This window comes from Actinomadura sp. WMMB 499, assembly GCF_008824145.1.
In the GTDB taxonomy this organism is placed as follows: domain Bacteria; phylum Actinomycetota; class Actinomycetes; order Streptosporangiales; family Streptosporangiaceae; genus Spirillospora.
Genome location: NZ_CP044407.1, coordinates 366,317 through 385,394, shown reverse-complemented (window position 1 = coordinate 385,394; position 19,078 = coordinate 366,317). Strand labels below are relative to the sequence as shown.

At 74.8% G+C, this 19,078-nt stretch carries 16 protein-coding genes; 10 read left to right on the top strand and 6 right to left on the bottom strand.

The window, feature by feature from the left end; translation table 11 throughout:
• The first annotated feature begins 7 nt into the window (after positions 1 to 7).
• From F7P10_RS01815 to F7P10_RS01805, 3 genes are read left to right on the top strand one after another with little or no spacing between them, the layout of a single operon-like run.
• A complete protein-coding gene (locus F7P10_RS01815) occupies positions 8 to 1,429 on the top strand; it encodes an FAD-dependent oxidoreductase (protein WP_151007769.1) in 1,422 nt (473 codons plus the stop codon).
• Positions 1,429 to 2,226, top strand: a complete 798-nt coding sequence (locus F7P10_RS01810) for an aspartate/glutamate racemase family protein (RefSeq protein WP_151007768.1) — start codon at positions 1,429 to 1,431, stop codon at positions 2,224 to 2,226. Before F7P10_RS01815 ends, F7P10_RS01810 begins: the two co-directional genes overlap by 1 nt.
• Positions 2,223 to 3,659, top strand: a complete 1,437-nt coding sequence (locus F7P10_RS01805) for an FAD-binding protein (RefSeq protein ID WP_151007767.1) — start codon at positions 2,223 to 2,225, stop codon at positions 3,657 to 3,659. Before F7P10_RS01810 ends, F7P10_RS01805 begins: the two co-directional genes overlap by 4 nt.
• Positions 3,660 to 3,738: 79 nt before the next feature.
• Here the strand turns inward: F7P10_RS01805 and dmpG are convergent, their stop codons facing one another.
• Genes dmpG through F7P10_RS01790 form a run of 3 tightly spaced genes read right to left on the bottom strand, consistent with a single transcriptional unit; the run spans position 3,739 to position 6,475 of the window.
• Positions 3,739 to 4,791 (bottom strand): 4-hydroxy-2-oxovalerate aldolase, encoded by a 1,053-nt coding sequence (gene dmpG / locus F7P10_RS01800; RefSeq protein WP_151007766.1) that lies wholly within the window; start codon positions 4,789 to 4,791, stop codon positions 3,739 to 3,741.
• The gene (locus tag F7P10_RS01795) at positions 4,788 to 5,684 is read right to left on the bottom strand and encodes an acetaldehyde dehydrogenase (acetylating) (protein ID WP_151007765.1); all 897 of its coding nucleotides are present in this window, start codon (positions 5,682 to 5,684) and stop codon (positions 4,788 to 4,790) included. Before F7P10_RS01795 ends, dmpG begins: the two co-directional genes overlap by 4 nt.
• Positions 5,681 to 6,475, bottom strand: a complete 795-nt coding sequence (locus tag F7P10_RS01790) for a 2-keto-4-pentenoate hydratase (RefSeq protein ID WP_151007764.1) — start codon at positions 6,473 to 6,475, stop codon at positions 5,681 to 5,683. Before F7P10_RS01790 ends, F7P10_RS01795 begins: the two co-directional genes overlap by 4 nt.
• A gap of 104 nt (positions 6,476 to 6,579) precedes the next feature.
• Here F7P10_RS01790 and F7P10_RS01785 point away from each other — a divergent pair, with 104 nt between their 5' ends.
• Positions 6,580 to 7,332 carry an IclR family transcriptional regulator gene (locus F7P10_RS01785; protein WP_151007763.1) on the top strand — a complete coding sequence of 251 codons (753 nt, stop codon included), beginning with the start codon at positions 6,580 to 6,582 and terminating at the stop codon, positions 7,330 to 7,332.
• Between the two features lie 13 nt (positions 7,333 to 7,345).
• Here the strand turns inward: F7P10_RS01785 and F7P10_RS01780 are convergent, their stop codons facing one another.
• A complete protein-coding gene (locus F7P10_RS01780; RefSeq protein ID WP_151007762.1) occupies positions 7,346 to 9,238 on the bottom strand; it encodes a serine/threonine-protein kinase in 1,893 nt (630 codons plus the stop codon).
• A 343-nt stretch (positions 9,239 to 9,581) separates the two neighbouring features.
• Positions 9,582 to 12,440: an FAD-binding and (Fe-S)-binding domain-containing protein gene (locus tag F7P10_RS01775; protein ID WP_254716356.1), complete on the bottom strand. Its 2,859-nt coding sequence runs from the start codon at positions 12,438 to 12,440 to the stop codon at positions 9,582 to 9,584.
• Between the two features lie 414 nt (positions 12,441 to 12,854).
• On the opposite strand from F7P10_RS01775, the gene F7P10_RS01770 reads away from it, so the two are divergent.
• The 6 genes from F7P10_RS01770 (at position 12,855) to F7P10_RS01745 (ending at position 18,218) form a co-directional block, all read left to right on the top strand.
• Positions 12,855 to 13,244 carry a hypothetical protein gene (locus F7P10_RS01770; RefSeq protein ID WP_151007761.1) on the top strand — a complete coding sequence of 130 codons (390 nt, stop codon included), beginning with the start codon at positions 12,855 to 12,857 and terminating at the stop codon, positions 13,242 to 13,244.
• A gap of 319 nt (positions 13,245 to 13,563) precedes the next feature.
• Positions 13,564 to 14,277, top strand: a complete 714-nt coding sequence (locus tag F7P10_RS41950; RefSeq protein ID WP_176611264.1) for a hypothetical protein — start codon at positions 13,564 to 13,566, stop codon at positions 14,275 to 14,277.
• A 261-nt stretch (positions 14,278 to 14,538) separates the two neighbouring features.
• Positions 14,539 to 15,030 carry a metallophosphoesterase family protein gene (locus tag F7P10_RS01760; protein ID WP_151007760.1) on the top strand — a complete coding sequence of 164 codons (492 nt, stop codon included), beginning with the start codon at positions 14,539 to 14,541 and terminating at the stop codon, positions 15,028 to 15,030.
• Between the two features lie 23 nt (positions 15,031 to 15,053).
• On the top strand, positions 15,054 to 15,971 hold the full coding sequence (locus tag F7P10_RS01755) for an aminoglycoside phosphotransferase family protein (protein ID WP_151007759.1): 918 nt from the start codon (positions 15,054 to 15,056) through the stop codon (positions 15,969 to 15,971).
• A 32-nt stretch (positions 15,972 to 16,003) separates the two neighbouring features.
• Complete coding sequence (locus F7P10_RS01750) at positions 16,004 to 16,825, top strand: crotonase/enoyl-CoA hydratase family protein (protein ID WP_151007758.1); 822 nt, start codon at positions 16,004 to 16,006, stop codon at positions 16,823 to 16,825.
• A 142-nt stretch (positions 16,826 to 16,967) separates the two neighbouring features.
• Positions 16,968 to 18,218, top strand: a complete 1,251-nt coding sequence (locus F7P10_RS01745; RefSeq protein WP_151007757.1) for a nucleobase:cation symporter-2 family protein — start codon at positions 16,968 to 16,970, stop codon at positions 18,216 to 18,218.
• Here F7P10_RS01745 and F7P10_RS01740 read toward each other — a convergent pair.
• Positions 18,215 to 19,048: a patatin-like phospholipase family protein gene (locus F7P10_RS01740; protein ID WP_151007756.1), complete on the bottom strand. Its 834-nt coding sequence runs from the start codon at positions 19,046 to 19,048 to the stop codon at positions 18,215 to 18,217. The two genes, F7P10_RS01745 and F7P10_RS01740, sit on opposite strands and share 4 nt — an antisense overlap.
• Positions 19,049 to 19,078: the final 30 nt, after the last annotated feature.

Below are 19,078 nucleotides of genomic sequence, written 5' to 3'. Positions count from 1 at the left end.
GGGAGACATGACCGATTTCGACGTGGTCGTCGTCGGCGCGGGCGTGGCGGGGCTCACGGCGGCGGTCGCGGCGGCCGAGGCCGGGGCGCGGGTCGCGGTGGCCGAGCGGGCGCCGCGCGGCGACGCGGGCGGCAACACCCGCCACACCGAGGCGTTCCTGCGCATGAAGTCGATCGACGAGGTGTCGGACGACTTCGAGGAGAAGCTGCTCGGCGACTTCCAGGGGCACCCCGATCCGGGGCTGCTGGTCGAGTCGCTGCGCGACCCGGCGTCCTGGTCGGCGCCGCTGCGGTCGATGAGCGTCGCCGACCCGCAGGTCGTCGCGACGCTCGCCGAGCGGGCCGGCCCGACGCTGCGCTGGATCGCCGGGCACGGCGTCCGGTTCGAGCGGCTCGCCACCGCGTTCCTCACCACCTCCACGACGCGGCTCATGCCGGTCGGCGGCGGCCTCGCGCTGGTCGAGGCGCTGACGGCGGCGGCCGAGCGGCTCGGCGTCGCGTTCCACCACGAGACCACGGCCCGCGAGCTGCTGCGCGCGGACGGCCGCGTCACCGGGGTCCGCACGTCGGGCGGTGAGCTGCGCGGCCGGGTCGTCCTGGCCTGCGGCGGCTTCGAGGGCAGCGCGGAGCTGATGGCCCGCTACCACGGGCGCGGCGGGCGGCTCACCCGCCCGGTCGCGCGCGGCGGCCACTACAACAAGGGCGAGGGCCTGCTCATGGCCCTGGCCGCGGGCGCCGCGACCGCCGGGGACTTCGCGTACTTCCACGCCGAGCCCGTCGACCCCCGCTCCGGCGCCGCCGAGGCCGCGATCTTCTCGTTCCCGTACGGCATCCTCGTGAACAGGGACGGCCGCCGGTTCACCGACGAGGCCCCCGGCCCGGTGGACGCCTGGTACGAGAGGGTCGCCCGGCGGATCCACGCCCAGCCGGACGGCATCGGCTACGCGGTCTTCGACGCGGGCAGCGCGGACGTCCCGAATCTGCAGGCCGCCGTGCGCACCGACCGGCCCGCCGTCACCGGCGGCACGCTGGAGGAACTCGCGGTGCGGCTGGAGATCCCGGCGGACGCCCTCGCCGAGACGGTCGCCGCCTACAACGCGGCGTGCACGGACGGCGGGTTCCGCCCCCTCGAGACCGACGGGCTCGCGACCGAGGGACTCGTCCCGCCGAAGTCGAACTGGGCGCGGCCGATCGAGAAGGCGCCCTTCCACGCGTACCCGATCATCGCCTCGAACGTCTTCACGTTCGGCGGCCTGAAGACGAGCGACCGCGCCGAGGTCCTGGACACCGACGGCGCCCCGATCGCCGGCCTGTACGCGGCGGGCGAGCTGACCGGGATGTACTACACGAACTACACCGGTTCGACATCCGTCCTGCGCGGCGCCGTGTTCGGCCGCATCGCGGGCACCGAGGCGGCGGGGGCGCGCTGATGCGGATCTGGCACCAGAGCTTCACCGTCCTGGACGACGTGCCGCACTACCGCGACGCGCTGCACCGGCACCTGTCGTCGGCCGCCCGGCCGGGTACGTCCGTCGACCTGCACGGGATGGCCCCCGGCACCTACCCCGGCTCGTATCCGGGCGTCCACATCGGGCACCTGTACCTGACGAACCTGCACCGGGAGCAGTTCGTCCGGGCCGCGCTCCGCGCCGAGGAGGAGGGCTACGACGCGTTCCTCGTCGCGACGATCCCCGACACCGGGTTCGAGGAGATCCGCACCCTCGTCGACATCCCGGTCGTGGCGTTCGGCAACGCGTCCGTCGCGTACGCGGCGACCGTCGGGCGGCGCGTCGGCATCGTCAACTTCATCGCCGAGCTCGAACCGCAGCTGCGCCGCAACATGGACGCCTACGGGTTCGGGTCCCTGGTCGGCCCGATCGTCCAGGTCGAGCGGGGCTTCACCGACGTGATGGCCGCCTACGCCGACCCGGAGCCGCTGCTGGCGGCGTTCCGGACGGCCGCGCGGCGGGCCGTCGCCGCCGGCGCGGACGTCATCGTGCCGGGGGAGGGGCCGCTGAACGTGTTCCTCGCCGACCAGGGCGTGTCCCGCGTGGACGACGTCCCGGTGATCGACTCGCTCGGCACCGCGCTCGCGCTCGCCGAGACGCGCGCCGTCCAGTACCGCCGCACCGGCCTGCGCGCGCCCCGCACCGGCCTGTACTTCGCGAAACCCGATCCGGACATGGTCGCGGCGGCCCGCCGCTTCTACTACCGGGACGAGACGTGACGCCCGCCGACCGCTCCGGAGCCGGCCCCCGGACCGGCCCCCGAAGCGGCCCCCGAGGCGGCTTCGACGACGAGGTCGACGTCGCGGTGATCGGCGGCGGGGCGTGCGGGCTCGTCGCCGCGCTCCGCGCCGCCCGCGCCCGCGACCTGGTCGTCGCCGTCTACGAGAAGAGCACCCGCGACGGCTGCAACACCCGGTTCTCCAGCGGCAGCCTCGCCGCCGGCGGCACCCGGTTCCAGCGCGCCGCCGGCGTCGCGGACTCCCCGGAGCGGCACGCCCGCGACATCCTCGCCGTCAGCGGCGACGCCGCGTCCGCGCCGATCGTGCACGCCCTCTGCCGGGCCGCGCCCCGGTACGTGGAGTGGCTCGCCGACGAGCTCGGCCACCCGGTCGAGCTCGGCCGCGACATGGCCCGCTCGGGCCAGAGCGTCCCGCGCCTGCACACCGACGCCGGGCGGGCCGGGGGCGCCCGGCTCGTCCGGACGCTCCGCGACGCGGTGGCCGCCGCGCCGAACATCGCGTTCGTCGACGAGACCCCCGGCGCCGGCCTCGTCACGGAGGACGGGCGGGTCACCGGCGTCGAGGTGCTGGAGAACGGCGCCCTCCGCCGCGTCCGGGCCCGCGCGGTCGTGCTGGCCGCCGACGGGTTCGCCGCCAGCGCCGCGATGATGGCCGAGCACTGCCCCGGGGCGCGCGGCGCGTTCTACGGCGGCGTCTCCACCAGCACCGGCGACGCGATCGGCTGGGGGATCGGGCTGGGCGCGGCCGTCCGCAACATGGGCGCGTTCCTCGGGCACGGCATGGTCGTGCCGGGCCACGGCACCCGCCTCAACCCCGTCCTGCCGTTCCTCGGCGCGCTCCTCGTCGGGACGGACGGGCGCCGGTTCGCCGACGAGAAGGCCCAGGGCTACTCCAAGCTGGGCCGCCTCGTCGCGGCGCGCCCGGACGGCCGGGCCGTCCTGATCTGGGACGAGCGGATGCACGAGATCGCGATGCGCTCCGAGCTCATGCGCGAGTCGGCCGCGGCCGGTGCCTTCTCCCGCCACGACGCCCCGGCGGACCTGGCGGCGGCCCTCGCCCTCCCGCCGGGCGCCCTCGCCGCGACCCTCGCGGACTTCCGCGCCGTCTCGGTCGAGGACGATCCGCGCGGCGTCGACCACGGCCCGCTCCGCTTCCCGCTCTACGCGGGCCGGGTGACGCACGGCGTCCTCACCACGCAGGGCGGCCTGCTCGTGGACGAGACGGGCCGGGTGCGGCACCGCGACGGCGGGACCATCGGCGGCCTGTACGCGGGCGGCGGCTCCGCGTGCGGCGTCTCCGGACCGTCCGCCGAGGGCTACATGTCCGGCAACGGCCTGCTCGCCGCGCTCGGCTTCGGCTGGATCATCGGCGACCACCTCGCCGCGACCCTCGTCCCGTCCACGCCGGTCTGAACGTCACCCCACCGGCCCGCGGTGGTAACCGGAAGGGGCGGGGAGCGAAGCTCCCCGCCCCTTCCCGCGTCGCGCCCGATCAGGCGGACGCCTTGTCGCGCTCGGCGGCGAGCTGGAGCGCCACGTCGATGATCATGTCCTCCTGGCCGCCGACGTAACCTGCCTCGCCGACCTTCTGCAGGATCTCGTGCGCGGGCACCCCGTAGCGTTCCGCGGCGCGCTCGGCGTGCAGCAGGAAGCTGGAGTAGACGCCCGCGTAGCCCTGCGTGATCGCGCCCCGGTCGGCGAACGGCAGCCGGTGCAGGAACGGCTTGACCACGTCGTCGGCGGCGGCCATCACGCCCTGCACGTCCACGCCCGTCGGGACGCCGAGCCGCTCGAACGTCGGCACGAGCACCTCGGTGGGGGAGTTGCCCGCGCCCGCGCCGAGCGCGCACAGCGCGCCGTCGATCTGCAGGGCGCCGTTCTGCTGCGCCAGCACCGAGTTCGCCACGCCCAGCGACAGGTTCTGGTGGCCGTGGAAGCCGACCTGCGCCTCGTGCCCGATCTCCTTGACCAGCGCGCCGATCCGCTCCTGGGCGTCGCCGAGGACGAGCGCGCCCGCCGAGTCGACGACGTACACGCACTGGGCGCCGCCGTCGACCATGATGCGGGCCTGCTTGGCAAGCTCGTCCGGGCCGACGCGGTGCGACAGCATCAGGAAGCCGACCGTCTCCATGCCGAGGTCGCGGGCCGCGGCGAAGTGCTGCAGCGACACGTCCGCCTCGGTGCAGTGCGTGGCGATCCGGGCGACGGCGGCGCCCGCGCCGTGCGCCTTGCGCAGGTCCTCGACGGTGCCGAGGCCCGGCAGCATCAGCACCGCGATCTTCGCGCGGGACGCCTCGTCCACGGCGGCCGAGACGAGCTTGATGTCGTCCTCGAGCGAGAAGCCGTAGTTGAACGACGAGCCGCCCAGCCCGTCGCCGTGCGTCACCTCGATGACCTCGACGCCCGCGCCGTCCAGCGCGTGGACGACGCCGCGGACCTGCTCCTCGGTGAAGCGGTGCGCCATCGCGTGGCTGCCGTCGCGCAGCGTCGAGTCGGTGATCCGGATCTTCTGCGCCGCGTCGGCGGTGGTCTCCGGAGTGGTCATGATGCCGCCTTCCTGCGCGCGAGCTGCTCGCCGACCCGGGCGGCGGCAGCGGTCATGATGTCGAGGTTGCCGGCCCAGGGCGGCAGGTAGTCGCCGTTGCCCCGGACCTCGAGGAACACCGCGACGCGGGCCATCCCGTTCCAGATGTCGCGGGGCTCGTCGAACTGCGGCTCGGCCCGCAGCGTGTAGCCGGGCACGTACTCGGCGACGCTAGCGACCATCTTCTCGACGGACGCGGCGATCGCGCCGGTGTCGGCGTCCGCGGGGATCGCGCAGAACACCGTGTCCCGCATGATCATCGGCGGGTCGACCGGGTTCAGGATGATGATCGCCTTGCCCCGGTCGGCGCCGCCGACCCGCTCGATGGCACCGGCGGTCGTCTGGGTGAACTCGTCGATGTTGGCGCGCGTCCCCGGCCCGGCCGAGCGGGACGCGATCGACGCGACGATCTCCGCGTACGGCACCGGCACGACCGACGACACCGCGTGCACGATCGGGATCGTCGCCTGCCCGCCGCACGTGATCATGTTGAGGTTCGGGACGTCCGACAGCGAGTCCAGGTTGACCGGCGGGCACACGAACGGGCCCGCCGCGGCGGGCGTCAGGTCGATCGCGGTGATCCCGGCCGCCTCGTAGCGCGGGGCGTTCGCCAGGTGCGCCTTCGCCGAGGTCGCCTCGAACACGATGTCGGGCAGTTCCGGCTGCTCCAGCAGCCAGTCCACGCCCTCGGCCGACGCCGGGACGCCCATCGTGCGGGCGCGCTCCAGGCCGTCGGACTCCGGGTCCACCCCGATCATCGAGTGGACCTCGATGACGTCGCTGCGCAGCAGCTTGACCAGCAGGTCGGTGCCGATGTTGCCCGGCCCGACGATCGCGGCGCTGAGCTTGCTCACGCGTCCTCCCTTCCGAACCGGGCGGTCACGGAACCGACTCCGGCGAACGTGGCGGTCATGGTGTCGCCCGGCTCCACCGGGACCATCGCGGTGATCGAGCCGGGCAGCACGACGTGCCCGGCCTCCAGCGACTCGCCGTTCTCGCCGAGCACGTTGGCCAGCCAGACCAGCGCGTTGATCGGCGAGCCGAGCACGGCGCCGCCGGCGCCGGTGTCGATCAGGTTCCCGTTGCGGTGCAGCAGGCAGCCCATCAGCGCGAGGTCGAGGCCGTCCAGCCGGACGGGCCGCGTGCCGAGCACGACCCCGCCGCTGGACGCGTTGTCGGCGATCGTGTCCGGCAGCTTGATCTTCCAGTCCGCGATGCGGGAGTCGATGACCTCCAGCGCGGGCAGCACGTACTCCACGGCGCCGACGGCGTCCGCGGCGGTCACCCCGGGCCCGGACAGGGGACGGCCGAGGACGAACGCGACCTCCGGCTCCACCCGCGGCTGCAGGAAGCGGCTGCGCTCGATGGCGTCGTTCTCCGGCAGGAACATCGAGTCCAGCAGGACGCCGGAGTCGGGGTAGTTCACGCCGAGCTGCCGCTGCATCGCCGCCGAGGTCAGCCCGACCTTGTGGCCCTTGACGCGCGCCCCCGCGTCCGTCCACGCCCGCACCTGCACCGCCTGGACGGCGTAGGCGTCGGCGATGGACATGTCGGGGTAGTCCGTCGTCAGGGGGGAGATGGGGGTGCCGGTGGCGTACGCGTCAAGCAGCGCGCCCGCGGCCTTCTCCACCGAACCGGGGTCCATGGCCGTCCTTTCGTCGTGGTGACGGTCTCGAGCCTGCCCGCGCGCGCGGCGGTGCGGCAATGCGGCCGTCCCGCACGGTGGGACGCTTCTCCTAGAGTGGAATCATGTCGTCCGATGACAGTTTTCTCCGGCGCGCCGTCGCGGTGCTGACCGCGTTCCGCGCGGACGACGACGGGCTCGGCGCCGCCGAGCTGGCCCGCCGCAGCGGCCTGCCCAAGTCGACGGCGCACCGCATCGCTCTCGACCTCGTCGAGGCCGGTCTCCTCGAACGGCAGGGCGCCCGCGTCCGGCTCGGGCTGCGGCTGTTCGAGATCGGGCAGCGGGTGCCGCGCCAGCGGGTGCTGCGCGACGCCGCCGTCCCGTACATGTCGGACCTGCGGGAGGCGACCCGGCAGACCGTCCACCTCGCGGTCCTGGAGGGCGCCGAGGTGGTCTACGTGGAGATCCTCGGCTCGCCGGGCGGACCGCCGCTGCCGTCCCAGGTCGGCGGCCGGCTCCCCGCGCACGTCACGGGCGTCGGCAAGGCGATCCTGGCGTTCTCCCCGCCGGACGTCGTCCGGACCGTCCTGGACGCGGGGCTCGTCCGGGCCACCGGGCGCAGCCTCACCGCGCCCGGCCTGCTCGTCCGCGAACTCGAGCGGATCCGCGGGGAGGGCGTCGCCTACGACCGGGAGGAGTCCGGCAACGGCATCGTGTGCGCCGCCAGCCCCGTTCTCGGCCCGGACGGCGAGGCGCTCGGTGCCCTGTCGGTGTCCGGCTGGTCCACCGGCATGCGCCTGGCCGCCGTCGCCCCGGCCGTCCACACCACCGCGCTCACCCTCTCCCGCGCCCTGGGCCTGCCGCGTACTCGCCGCTGACGTCCGTCGCGGGTCAGGGGCGGGGGAGGAGCGCGGCCAGTTCGGGCTTGAACAGGTCCCGGACCTTCGCGTAGGGGATGGGGAAGGCGTAGGCGCTGGTGCGGTGGAGTCCGAACGCCTCGGAGGCCGGGCCGAGATCCTGTCCGGCGTACAGCAGGGTGAACCGCTGTTCCTCGAAGAAGGTGCTGGCCCAGGGCGGGGACGCGGGGCGGTTGTCGGGCTCGAAGAAGGCCTCGCGGCGGAACGGGTTGAAGAAGCCGCCCGACCCGCTGTAACCGCGTTGCAGCTGCTGCTTGTCCGCCCCCTCGGGGATGCTCTCCCAGAGCCGTGTCATCCCCGCCTCCGCGAGCGAGGCGGGCTTGAACATGTCGTCCGCCGTGAGCGCCCGCCCCTCGCGCAGGTCGACCGTGACCGCGAACGCGGGGTACTCGCGCCGCTCGTCCGCACCGCATCTGGCGTCGAAGGCGGGAACGTAGCGGACGGACACGAGATCCGGGCCGCGCAGGCCCACGATGGCCCGGGTCTTCAGGACGTTCGTGTCCGCGCCGCAGGCGGCGCGCGCGGCGGGGGTCTCGCCCCACTGCTTGTAGAAGGTGATCGCCTGGTCGAGCGGGGCGCGCAGGGCCCGGTTCGCCGAGGCCTGGACCGACGCGTCCGGCAGGCCTGTGACCTGCGCGTACTGGCCGTCCTGGACCGTGAGCGCCCGATCGGGATAGCCCTGGTCCAAGGACGCGAGGGTCACCTCGACCTCCCTCGTCGCCGCGGGCGGCGGCTCCGGCCGGGTCGCCTCGTAGGCGACCACGCCGCCCGTCGCGGCGGCGACCGTGCCGGCCACCACGAGGGCGATCTTGGCCGCGCCGGCCTTGGCCGCGATGCCCGCGGACGCCTGCGCTGCCCCGCCCGCCGCGCCTCCGGACGTTCCGCCCGCCGCGCCGGCCCCGCTCGCCCCGGCCCCGCTCGCCCCGGCGGCGGTCCCGCCCGCCCCGGTGCCGGCGCCGCCCGCGAGTGCGCCGCCCGCGCCCGCTCCGGCCGGGGCCGAGAGCCCGGCGGCGGCGAGCGGGAACAGCAGGGACAGCGCCGCCGCGCTCGCGGCCAGGGCGCGCACGCCGCGCCCCTCCCAGTCGTCCCCGTAGGCGGCGGTCGCGACGGCCTCCAGTTCCGCGGCGAACTCGGCGGCGTCCGCCTGGCGGGCCGCCGGGTTCTTGGCCATCCCCCGGGCGAGCAGGGGGCGGAGCGGTTCCGGGAAGTCCTCCAGCGGGACGGGCCGGGTGAGATGCTCGGCCCGCAGCGCGGGCAGCGAGGCGGCGCGGTACGGGCGTTCGCCCATCACGCACTCGTAGAAGACGCAGGTCGCGGCGTAGACGTCGCAGGACGCGTCGGCCTGCTGGCCGCGCCACTGCTCGGGCGCCATGTAGGACGGCGTCCCGGAGCCGGACGCCGTACCGGCGGTGGACGCGACACCGAAGTCGATCAGCTTGCTGCACCCGTCCTCGGGCACCACGACGTTCGCGGGCTTGTAGTCCCGGTGGACGACGCCGACGGCGTGGGCCGCGGCGAGACCGAGCAGCGACCCCTTCAGGACGGCCAGCGCGGCGAGCGGGTCCAGCCGTCCGTGCTCGGCGAGGACGGCCTTGAGGGAGGCGCCGTCCACCGCCTCCATCACGATCGCGACGCCGTGCTCGCTCTCGACCAGCCGGTACAGCCGCGCCACGTGCGGGCTGTCCACCCGGCCCAGCATCTCGGCCTCGTGCCGCAGCATCGCGAGGGCGCCGTCCGCGCGGACCGTCACGTACTTGATCGCGACCGGGAAGCCCGACCCCTCGTGCCGCGCCAGGACGACGCGTCCCTGCGCGCCCGCCCCGAGCTCGCGGACCTCGGCGAAACCGGAGACGTTCCATTCGTTCACATGCGCTCCTCGACCGGGCGGGATGCCGTGGCCCGTGGCGGGTCCGGGCCGCAGGGGGCGGGAGCGATCAGTTGTGGCAGTCCTGGTTCGCGAGGTCGAGGCCGTACTCCGTGACGCGCCCGTCCACGATCAGCTCTCCGCACGCCGTGAACGACATCGGGCTCAGAGCCGCGATCAACGCGGTGCTCGATCTCGCGCTCTCGCTTGCGTGCATGCCGGTACCCCCGCCCTCGATCGTGGACGTATTCCACCATGCGGCGGGGGGCGGAAAGGCGCGCGGAGACGCTGCTCGGGTGGCCGTTTGCGGGCGCGGGCCGGACCTTGTTCCGGCCCGGCCCGTCTGCTAATCCCGCAGGTGGCGGGCGAGGAGCTGGGCGAGGTGCTCGCCCGTCCGGCCGGCGAGGAAATCGAGCTGGGTGCGGCAGCTGAACCCGTCGGCGAGGACGACCTCGCCGTCCGCCGCCGCGCGGACGGCGGGCAGCAGCCGGTGCTCGGCGACGGCCACCGACACGTCGTGGTGTCCCTTCTCGACGCCGAAGTTCCCGGCGAGGCCGCAGCAGCCGCCGACGCCGCGCACGTCCGCGCCCGCGTCCCGCAGCAGCGCCGCGTCCGTCCGCCAGCCCATGACCGCGTGGTGGTGGCAGTGCGGCTGCGCGACCCCCGACACGCCCGACAGGTCGGGCGGGGTCCAGCCGCCGGTCTCGGCGAGCAGTTCGGCGAGGGTGCGCGTCGCGGCGGCGACCTCCCGCGCGGCGGCGGCGTCGACCCCGTCGAGCAGTTCCTCGGCGTCCGAGCGGAGCACGCCGGTGCAGGACGGCTCCATGCCGACGACCTTCGCACCGCGCCGGACGTGCGGCAGCAGCGCCCGGACGGTGCGGCGGGCCTGGGCGCGGGCGCCGTCCAGCTGCCCCGTCGAGATCCACGTGATGCCGCAGCACACGGGCCGTTCGGTCACGGTGACGCGGTAGCCGGCGTCCTCCAGCACCCGGACGGTCGCCTTGCCGACGTCCGGGGAGAACGCGTCGGTGAAGGTGTCCACGAACAGGACGACGTCGCCGTGCCGGCCCTCGGGGAGGTGTGCGAGGAGAACCAGCGGCGGAACGTCGTCGGGGCGAACTCCGGCAGCGACCGGCGCCGGTCGATCCCGGCGGCCCACGCCACCAGCGGCCGCAGCGCCCGGGATCCCATCGCGGCGTTCGCCGGACGGATCGTCGCGGGGGCGCGCGCGGCGAGGCGCGTCCACCGAGGCAGCCACCCGAGCGCGTAGTGCGCGCGCGGGCGGATCCTGCGGCGGTACCGCTGGTACAGGGCCTCGGCCTTGTAGGAGGCCATGTCGATCCCGGTCGGGCAGTCGGACGCGCACCCCTTGCAAGAGAGGCACAGGTCCAGCACTTCGTGCACGGCTTCCGAGCGCCACCCGTCCGGCAGCTTTCCGGACACGACCTCCTGCAGCACCCGCGCGCGCCCCGCGCGTGGAGTCCTTCTCCTCACGCGTCGCGACATAGGACGGGCACATCACGCCGCCCGCGCCCGTGTTGTCGGCCCGGCACTTGCCGATGCCGGTGCACCGGTGGACGGCCCGCGACAGGTCGCCCCGGTCGTCCCGGTAGGCCAGCCCGAGCGGCAGCTCCCGGCGGGTGGCGCGCGGCACCCGCGCGGCCCGCAGGTCGGCGTCCACCGGCGCGGGCCGCACGATGATCCCGGGGTTGAGGACGCCGTCGGGGTCGAACAGGTCCTTGACGTCCGCGCACAGCGCCAGGGCGTCGCCGGAGTACATGTGCGGGAGCAGCTCGCCGCGCGCCCGCCCGTCCCCGTGCTCGCCGGACATCGTTCCGCCGTGCCGCGCGGCGAGCGCCGCCGCGTCCTGGAGGAAGTCGCGGAACACCCGCGTCCCGCCCGCCCGGCCGAACGGGAAGTCGATGCGCACGTGCACGCAGCCGTCGCCGAAGTGCCCGTACGGGACGCCCGCCAGCCCGTGCCCGCCGAGCAGCGCCTCGAACTCGCGCAGGTAGACGCCGAGCCGCTCGGGCGGGACGGCCGCGTCCTCCCACCCGGCGTGCGCCTGCTCCCCGTCCGGGGTGCGGGCGACGAGGCCCGAGCCGTCCTCGCGGATCCGCCACAGCGCGTCCGCCAGGGCCATGTCGTCGACGAGCATCGACCCCGTGCAGTCCGAGTCCGCGACGACCCGCGCCGCGGTGCCGTGCAGGACGCCCGCGTCCGGCCCGGCCAGCTCGACCAGCAGCCACCCCGAGCCCTTGGGCAGCTCGGGGACGGCACCGGGCCCCCGGCGCTCCGCCACCACGCTCGTGATCCGCGAGTCCAGCCCTTCGCAGGCGACCGGGCCGTGCGGCAGGATCGCCGGGACGGCGTCGGCGGCCTCGGCCATCGATCCGTAGCCGAGCACGACCAGCAGCCGGTGCTCCGGCTCCCGCACCATCCGCAGCCGTGCCGCCAGCGTCAGCGCGAGCGTGCCCTCGCTGCCCACCAGTGCCCGCGCGACGTCGAACCGCCGCTCCGGCAGCAGATGCTCCAGCGAGTACGCCGACACCTGCCGCCCGAACCGCCCGAACTCCGTCCGGATCAGTGCGAGGCGGTCACCGGTGAGGGCCCGCAGGCGTTCCAGCAGCGGGCTGTCCAGCGCGGCCGCGTCCGACCCGCCCGGGACGTCGCCGATCCGCAGCCGCTCGCCGGACCCCGTCACCACGTCCAGTCCCAGGACGTTGTCGCTGGTGCGGCCGTAGCCGAGGGCCCGCGAGCCGCACGCGTTGTTGCCGATCATCCCGCCGAGCGTCGCCCGCGTCCGGGTCGACGGATCGGGACCGAACCGCAGCCCGTGCGCGCCCGCGATCTCGTGCAGCCGCGCCTGGACGATCCCCGGCTCGACCAGTGCCGTCCCCGCCTCCGGGTCGACCTCCAGCACCCGGTTCAGGTGCCGGCTCACGTCGGCGACGACGCCCGGCCCCACCGCGTTGCCCGCGATCGAGGTGCCCCCGCCGCGCATCGTCAGCGGCACCCCGAACTCCCGGCACACCGCCAGCGCCGCCGGCAGTTCGCCCGCCTCGCGCGGCGTCACCACCACCGCGGGCGGCACCCGGTACAGGGACGCGTCGGACGAGTACATCGCGCGCGCGAGCGCGGAGTCGTCCACTCCGGACACCCCGGCCCGCCGCAGCGCCGCCACGAGATCGCGATGGTCGGTCAAGCCCCCGCCTCCGTCTCCGGGACCGCCGCGGGTGACGGCGTGGCCCGCGCTCAGCTCACTGATCGGACGGTAATAACGGTAGGTCATACGGCGGGCGAGCACCCGGCGCGCCGCGAGGTCGGCCGCCGTGCCGCGGTGCCGGAGCGGGCGGTTGCCCGCGGGCCACGATCGCGCCGCTGCTGTATCTCGGGCTCGCCGGGCACTCGTCCCTGGCCGCCCTGCCGGCCGGCGGGTTGCCGACCTGCCTCCGGCCCCCGGCGGGTGGTCGCAGTCGACGGTCTTGCCCGGCCCCTCCAGGGAGGACCGGACGACCGCGCCGACCGCCGCCTCGCGGGCGGTAGCGTGCCGGGTGAAGATCGTCCAGGTCGCGGCCGCGCGCACCGGCAGCGGCCGCCCCGCCCCGGGAGGCCCCCTGTGCTCAGCGTCACGCTCGCCGACGTACGGCTGTTCCTGCACGTGCTCGCCGCGACGGTCTGGGTCGGCGGGCAGATCGTGCTCGGCGCGCTCGTCCCCGCGCTGCGCGGCTTCGACGGTGTCACCAAGGTCGCCGCACGCCGCTTCAACCTGCTCGCGTGGCCCGCGTTCGGCGTGCTGGTCCTCACCGGGATCTGGAACATGACGTCCGGCGAACTGAGCGACGAGGCGCGGATGACGCTGAACGTGAAGATGGCGTTCGTCCTGCTGTCGGGCGTCGCGGCGTTCCTGCACACGCGGGCGGCGTCCAAGGCCGGGCTCGCGGTGTGGGGCGCCCTCGGGGCGGTCGGCGCGCTCGTGGCGCTGTTCTTCGGCGTCCAGCTGGGCTGACGGCGCTTCCGCGCCGCCCGCGAGCCGCGGCGGCGCGGCCCGCACCGCGCCGCGGGCGAACGCGGCCGAGGTGCCCGGTCGGTGACGGCGACAATGTGGAACGCTTTATCCGTCCGGGGCTGAGTGATCAACATCTGCCGTTTGTCATTGGAATGCGAAATGACAAATTAATTTCGCCGAGCTCTTTGCAAGCAGGGATCACCGAGGTAGAAACGATCTGTGTTCCGCGCGGTCAGGACGGCTTCGGGCCGCGCGCCGGGGGCCGTGCACGGCACCGCGCCGCGCGCGGAAGCAGAAGGCCTCACCGAGGAGTGACCCCGTGAAAGCTCTCGGCAGAATCACCGCACCCCTGATCGCGGCGCCGCTCGCCGCCGCGGTCGCCGCGACCCTCGCGGCCGGCCCCGCGGCCGCCGCGACCACCACCGTCCGCGCCGGCACCGCGGCCGGAGCCCCCTACTCCGGCGCCTGGCAGGTCTCCACCGTCGGCCCGCTCGAGTTCTCCGTCGTGTTCCTCGGCGTCACCGTCACCGGCACCTGCGACGGCGCCGACCTCGTGGGCACCGTCGAGTCCGCGGGCGCCGGCGCCCTGACGTCCGCGTCCATCGGCGCCTGCGAAACCTCCAACGGGCTCAGCTCACCGCCCACCGACCTGGGCGAACTCCCCGCCAACACCGGTCAGGTCGCCTACGACCCCGTCGCCGGCGGCCGCGACGGCACCCTCACCATCGACGGCGACCTCACCTTCACCCTCGAAGGGGAGTTCCTCGGCCGCGTCCGCACCTGCAACTACGGCTTCCAGACCGGAGGGCGGGACGGGCTGGCCTTCGACGTCTACAACCGCGACAACCCGAACCGCCCGCTGCCCGGCGTGGACGACGCCCAGGGCGAGGCGTCCGACATCACCCTCGTCAAGAAGCCCGGCAGCGACCTCTTCTGCCCCTCCAACGGAACCGGCAGCGGCACCGCCGTCGCCCGCGGCGAGAGCACCCCCGGCTCCGGCGTCTTCGACCAGAAGCTCTACCTCACCCAGTAGCGCGGGGAGGGCGGCCGGGCACCGGGGCCGGTGCAAGGGAGTGACTTTCCACCCGCGGCGCCCGGCCGCCCCGATCCTCGCGCCAAGGTCGCCGCGCGGGCACGGCCGGGGGCGTACGGCCGTCCCGGCGGGCGCGAGGAATTCAGAGCGTAACTCCGCACGTCGACCCGCCGTAATGACAGCGTGCTTACAGTTGTTTCCCACCGGTGTCCGGAACGCCCCGTCGCTAAATCACCGGGGCCAGGGTGCCAGAATGAAAACGTGCGAGCCGTCGTGATATCCGACACCCATGCGCCGCGGCGCTGGAAGTCGTGCCCGCCGCGGGTCGCCGGGCACCTGCGCGGCGCGGACGCCGTCCTGCACGCGGGCGACGTGTGCGTCGCGCCCGTCCTGGACGAGCTCGCGCAGTACGCGCCCGTCCACGCCGTCCTCGGCAACAACGACCTGCCGGACGTGGCGGCCTGGGGCGCGCCCGAACGCCTCGAACTCGACCTCGGCGGCCTCGCCGTGGCGATGGTGCACGACGGCGGCCAGAAGCGCGGCCGCACCGCCCGCCTGCACCGCTGGTTCCCCCGCGCCGACCTCGTCGTCTTCGGCCACTCCCACATCCCGCTCGACGAGACCGGCGACGGCGTCCGGATCTTCAACCCCGGCTCGCCCACCGACCGGCGCCGCCGGCCGCACGGCACGCTCGGCATCCTCGAGGTGCGGGACGGACGGCTCGTCCGCGCGGAAATCGTCCCCGTCACCTGACGCCCGCGGGGCACAATGCCGTGATGAGCCGGTTGCCCTGGGAGAGGACGCCCGACCACGTCCGCGCCGACGTCGAGGAGCTGCTCGGCGCCCGCGTCGCCGAGGCCGTCACCCAGCCCGGCGGGTACTCGCCGGGCGCCGCCGCGCGCCTCCGCCTGGACGACGGCCGCCGCGCGTTCGTGAAGTCCGTCGGCGCCGAACCCAACCCCGACTCGCCCACCCTCCACCGCGCCGAGGCCCGGGTGGCCGCCGCGCTCCCGCCGTCCGCGCCCGTCCCCCGGCTGCTCGGCTCCTTCGACCGCGACGGCTGGGTCACCCTCGTGTTCGAGGACGTCGACGGCGCGCCGCCCCGCGAGCCCTGGGACACCGCCGAACTCGGCCGCGTCCTCGACGCCCTCGGCGACCTCGCGGCCGCGATGACGCCCGCCCCCATCGAGGCGCCCACGGCCGCCGAACGCTTCGGCGCCGCGTTCCGCGGCTGGCGCCGCCTCGCCGCCGCCGGCGACCCGGACGGACTCGACCCCTGGGCCCGCGAGCACCTCGCGGACCTCGCACGGCTCGAGACGTCCTGGGAGACGGCCGCCGCGGGCGGCACCCTCGCCCACGCCGACGTCCGCGCCGACAACATCCTGCTCGCCCCGGGCCGCGTCGTCATCGTCGACTGGCCGTGGGCCTGCCTGTCCGCGCCCTGGTTCGACCTCCTCACGATGCTGCCGAGCGTCCGCCTGCAGGGCGGCCCGCCGCCCGCCGAGGTCTTCGCCGCCCACCCGCTCGCCGACGCCACGGACGAGGGTGCCGTCACCGCGGTGCTGGCCGCGACCGCCGGCTACTTCGTGCACTCCGCGCGGCAGCCGCCGCCACCCGGCCTGCCGACGCTCCGCGCCTTCCAGCGCGCCCAGGGGGAGATCGCCCTCGCCTGGCTCCGCGACCGCCTGGAATGATCGCCGGAGACATCTCGCAGGAGGGATCCGGCATGACCGAACGCGTCACCGTGCAGGTCGACGAGGGAGTCGCCGACGTGCGGCTCAACCGCCCCGACAAGCTCAACGCCCTCGACCTGCCCACCTTCGAGGCGCTCGCCGCGACCGGCGACGCCCTCGCCGCGGACCCGTCCGTCCGGGCCGTGGTCCTGTCCGGCGAGGGGCGCGCCTTCTGCGCCGGCCTCGACTTCGCCGCGTTCGCCGCCATGGCCGAACGCGGCTCGTCCGGGTCCGGCACGTCCGGATCGTCCGACATCACCGGCCGTGAGCCCGGACGCATCACGAACCTCGGCCAGCAGGCCGTCCACACCTGGCGGGAACTGCCCCAGCCCGTGATCGCCGCCGTGCACGGTCACGCCCTCGGCGGCGGCCTCCAGATCGCGATGGGCGCCGACCTGCGGATCGTCGCCCCCGACACCAAGCTGTCGGTGCTGGAGATCCGCTGGGGCCTGGTGCCCGACATGACCGGCACTGCCGCGCTCATCCGGCTCGTCGGCGAGGACGTCGCCAAGGAGCTCACCTTCACCGGCCGTACGATCACCGGCGAGGAGGCCGCCCGGATCGGCCTCGCCACCCGCACCGCCGCCGACCCGCACACCGCCGCGACCGAACTCGCCCGCGAGATCGCCGGCAACAGCCCCGACGCCGTCCGCGCCGCGAAACGCCTGCTCAACCGCGCCGCCGACCACGACCTCGCCGGGCAGTTCCTCGAAGAGTCCCGCGCCCTCGGCGCCCTGCGCGGCACCCCGAACCAGGCCGAGGCCGTCCGCGCCTACTTCGAGAAGCGACCGCCCGCGTTCGCCGATCCCGCCTGACCCGCGCGCTCCGGCGCCGTCCCGTCCGGCGCCGGAGCGGGTCCCGGACGGGACGGCGCGGACCGGTATGTTCGGCCGTCGGCGCATTCGTCCCGGTCGGCACGGGCGCCCCCGACCAGCGACCCCGGAAGGCTGAACACGCATGTCGGAAGAGGCACCGCGCAGGCATCCCGTCGACGAGGTGCTCCCCGTCCCCAAGCTCGCCCTCTACGGGTTCCAGCACGTCCTCGCCTTCTACGCCGGCGCGGTCATCGTCCCCGTCCTCGTCGCGAGCCAGATCGGCCTGTCGGACGAGCAGCTCGTCTACCTCATCAACGCCGACCTGTTCACCTGCGGCATCGCCTCGATCATCCAGGCCCTCGGCTTCTGGCGCGTCGGCGTCCGGCTGCCCATCGTGCAGGGCGTCACGTTCACCGCCGTCGCCCCCATGATCGCCATCGGGCAGGGCGCGGAGAGCGCCACCGCCGGCCTCCTCGCCATCTACGGCGCCACGATCACGGCGGGCATCGTCACGCTGATCGCCGTGCCGTTCCTCGGCAGGCTCCTGCGGTTCTTCCCGCCGCTGGTCACCGGCACCGTCCTGACCATCATGGGGCTGATCCTGCTGCCGAACGCGCTGAAGGACGCCGCCGGCGGCCCCGGCGCCGAGGACTTCGGCGGCTGGAAGCACCTCGCCTACGCGGGCGGCACCCTGCTGTTCATCCTCGCCGTCTACCGCATGCACCGCCCGTTCCTCAGCAGCATCGCCGTCCTGCTCGGCCTCGTCGGCGGCACCGTCGTCTCCTGGGCGCTCGGCGACACCACCTTCGACCAGGTCGGGGAGGCCGATTGGATCGGCGTCACCACCCCCTTCCACTACGGCGCGCCCACCTTCCACATCGGCGCGATCGTCGCGATGCTGCTGGTGATGATGGTCACCGTCGTGGAGACCGTCGGCGACTCCAAGGCCACCGGCGAGATCGTCGGCAAGGAGGTCGGCGACGAGGACATCACCCGCGCCCTGCGCGCCGACGGCCTCTCCACGACCCTCGGCGGCGTCCTCAACGCCTTCCCCTACACGTGCTTCGCGCAGAACGTCGGACTCGTGCGCCTCACCGGCGTGCGCAGCCGCTTCGTCGTCGTCGCCGCGGGCGTGATCATGATGGTGCTCGGGCTGTTCCCGAAGGCCGCCGGATACGTCGCCTCCATCCCGCCGGACGTCCTGGGCGGCGCGGCCGTCGCGATGTTCGGCATGGTCGGGGTCGTCGGGCAGATGCCCCGGGAAGTCTCCGCGATCCTCAACAGCGGCATCACGCTGGGCGCGCTGTCCGCGATCGTCCTCAACCTGGTGTTCAACGTGTTCGCCCGCACGCCCCCGCCCGAGGAGGACGCCGGGAAGGCCCCGGCCGCCTAGCGCCAGAACGCCTCGACCACCGGGGCGGCGGCCCGTCCCTGCGCGCGGCCCGCCTCGGCGGACGGCGTCCGCGACGACGGGCTCAACGGGTCCACCCCGAACGCCGCGAGGGACACCTCGTCCGGAAGCACCGTCTCGACCCGCCCGGTCGCCCCCGTGACCTGCGCGTCCAGCGTGCCGTCGTCCATCGGCGCGAGCACCAGCGCGCGCTCGCACCCCTCCGCGAGGTCCAGGCTCACCGCGGAATGCACACCGCCGTCCATGTACCGGACGCCGCCGATCGGCACCGTCGGCCAGATCATCGGGACCGCGCAGCTCGCCGCGACCGCATCCACCAGGTCGGCGCCCGACTCGCGGTCGAACACCCGCCGTTCCCCGGTCAGCGCGTTCACCGCGGTGACCAGCAGGCGCCGCTCGGGCCACTCGCGCGCCGGCAGCCGATCCGCGATCACCGCGCGGCGCTCGTCCTCCGGGACCGTCACGGCGGCCAGGGCCCGCGCCCCGATCGCCCGCCGCAGCTCGGCGGGATCGCCGTGCTCGGACGCGAGCCGCGCCCAGATCTCCGCGAACTCCGGAACGCCCACCTCACCCGACGGGACGAGCTCCCGGTTCTGCAACCGCGGATCCGCCTGCCGCTCGAACAGCTCCTCGAGGGGCGTCCCGCTCCCGACCTGCGCCGCGACGGCCGCACCCGCGGACGTCCCGACCAGCAGGCCGGCGCCGGTCACGTCCGTTCCCTCCTCGGCGAGCCCGGCGAGCACGCCCGTCAGCCAGGCGATGCCCGCCACCCCACCGCCGCCGAGCACGAGTGCGCGTCCGTTGTCGCTCATGTCCGATCCTTTCGATGTGACCGTCCGAGC

What these genes read in the sequence shown, in the direction of transcription:
- F7P10_RS01790 (WP_151007764.1), bottom strand. Translation starts at nt 6,475, where the DNA reads ATGGACCCCGGTTCGGTGGAGAAGGCCGCGGGCGCGCTGCTTGACGCG.
- F7P10_RS01810 (WP_151007768.1), top strand. Translation starts at nt 1,429, where the DNA reads ATGCGGATCTGGCACCAGAGCTTCACCGTCCTGGACGACGTGCCGCAC.
- F7P10_RS01785 (WP_151007763.1), top strand. Translation starts at nt 6,580, where the DNA reads ATGTCGTCCGATGACAGTTTTCTCCGGCGCGCCGTCGCGGTGCTGACC.
- F7P10_RS01745 (WP_151007757.1), top strand. Translation starts at nt 16,968, where the DNA reads ATGTCGGAAGAGGCACCGCGCAGGCATCCCGTCGACGAGGTGCTCCCC.
- F7P10_RS01740 (WP_151007756.1), bottom strand. Translation starts at nt 19,048, where the DNA reads ATGAGCGACAACGGACGCGCACTCGTGCTCGGCGGCGGTGGGGTGGCG.
- F7P10_RS01755 (WP_151007759.1), top strand. Translation starts at nt 15,054, where the DNA reads ATGAGCCGGTTGCCCTGGGAGAGGACGCCCGACCACGTCCGCGCCGAC.
- dmpG (WP_151007766.1), bottom strand. Translation starts at nt 4,791, where the DNA reads ATGACCACTCCGGAGACCACCGCCGACGCGGCGCAGAAGATCCGGATC.
- F7P10_RS01815 (WP_151007769.1), top strand. Translation starts at nt 8, where the DNA reads ATGACCGATTTCGACGTGGTCGTCGTCGGCGCGGGCGTGGCGGGGCTC.
- F7P10_RS01750 (WP_151007758.1), top strand. Translation starts at nt 16,004, where the DNA reads ATGACCGAACGCGTCACCGTGCAGGTCGACGAGGGAGTCGCCGACGTG.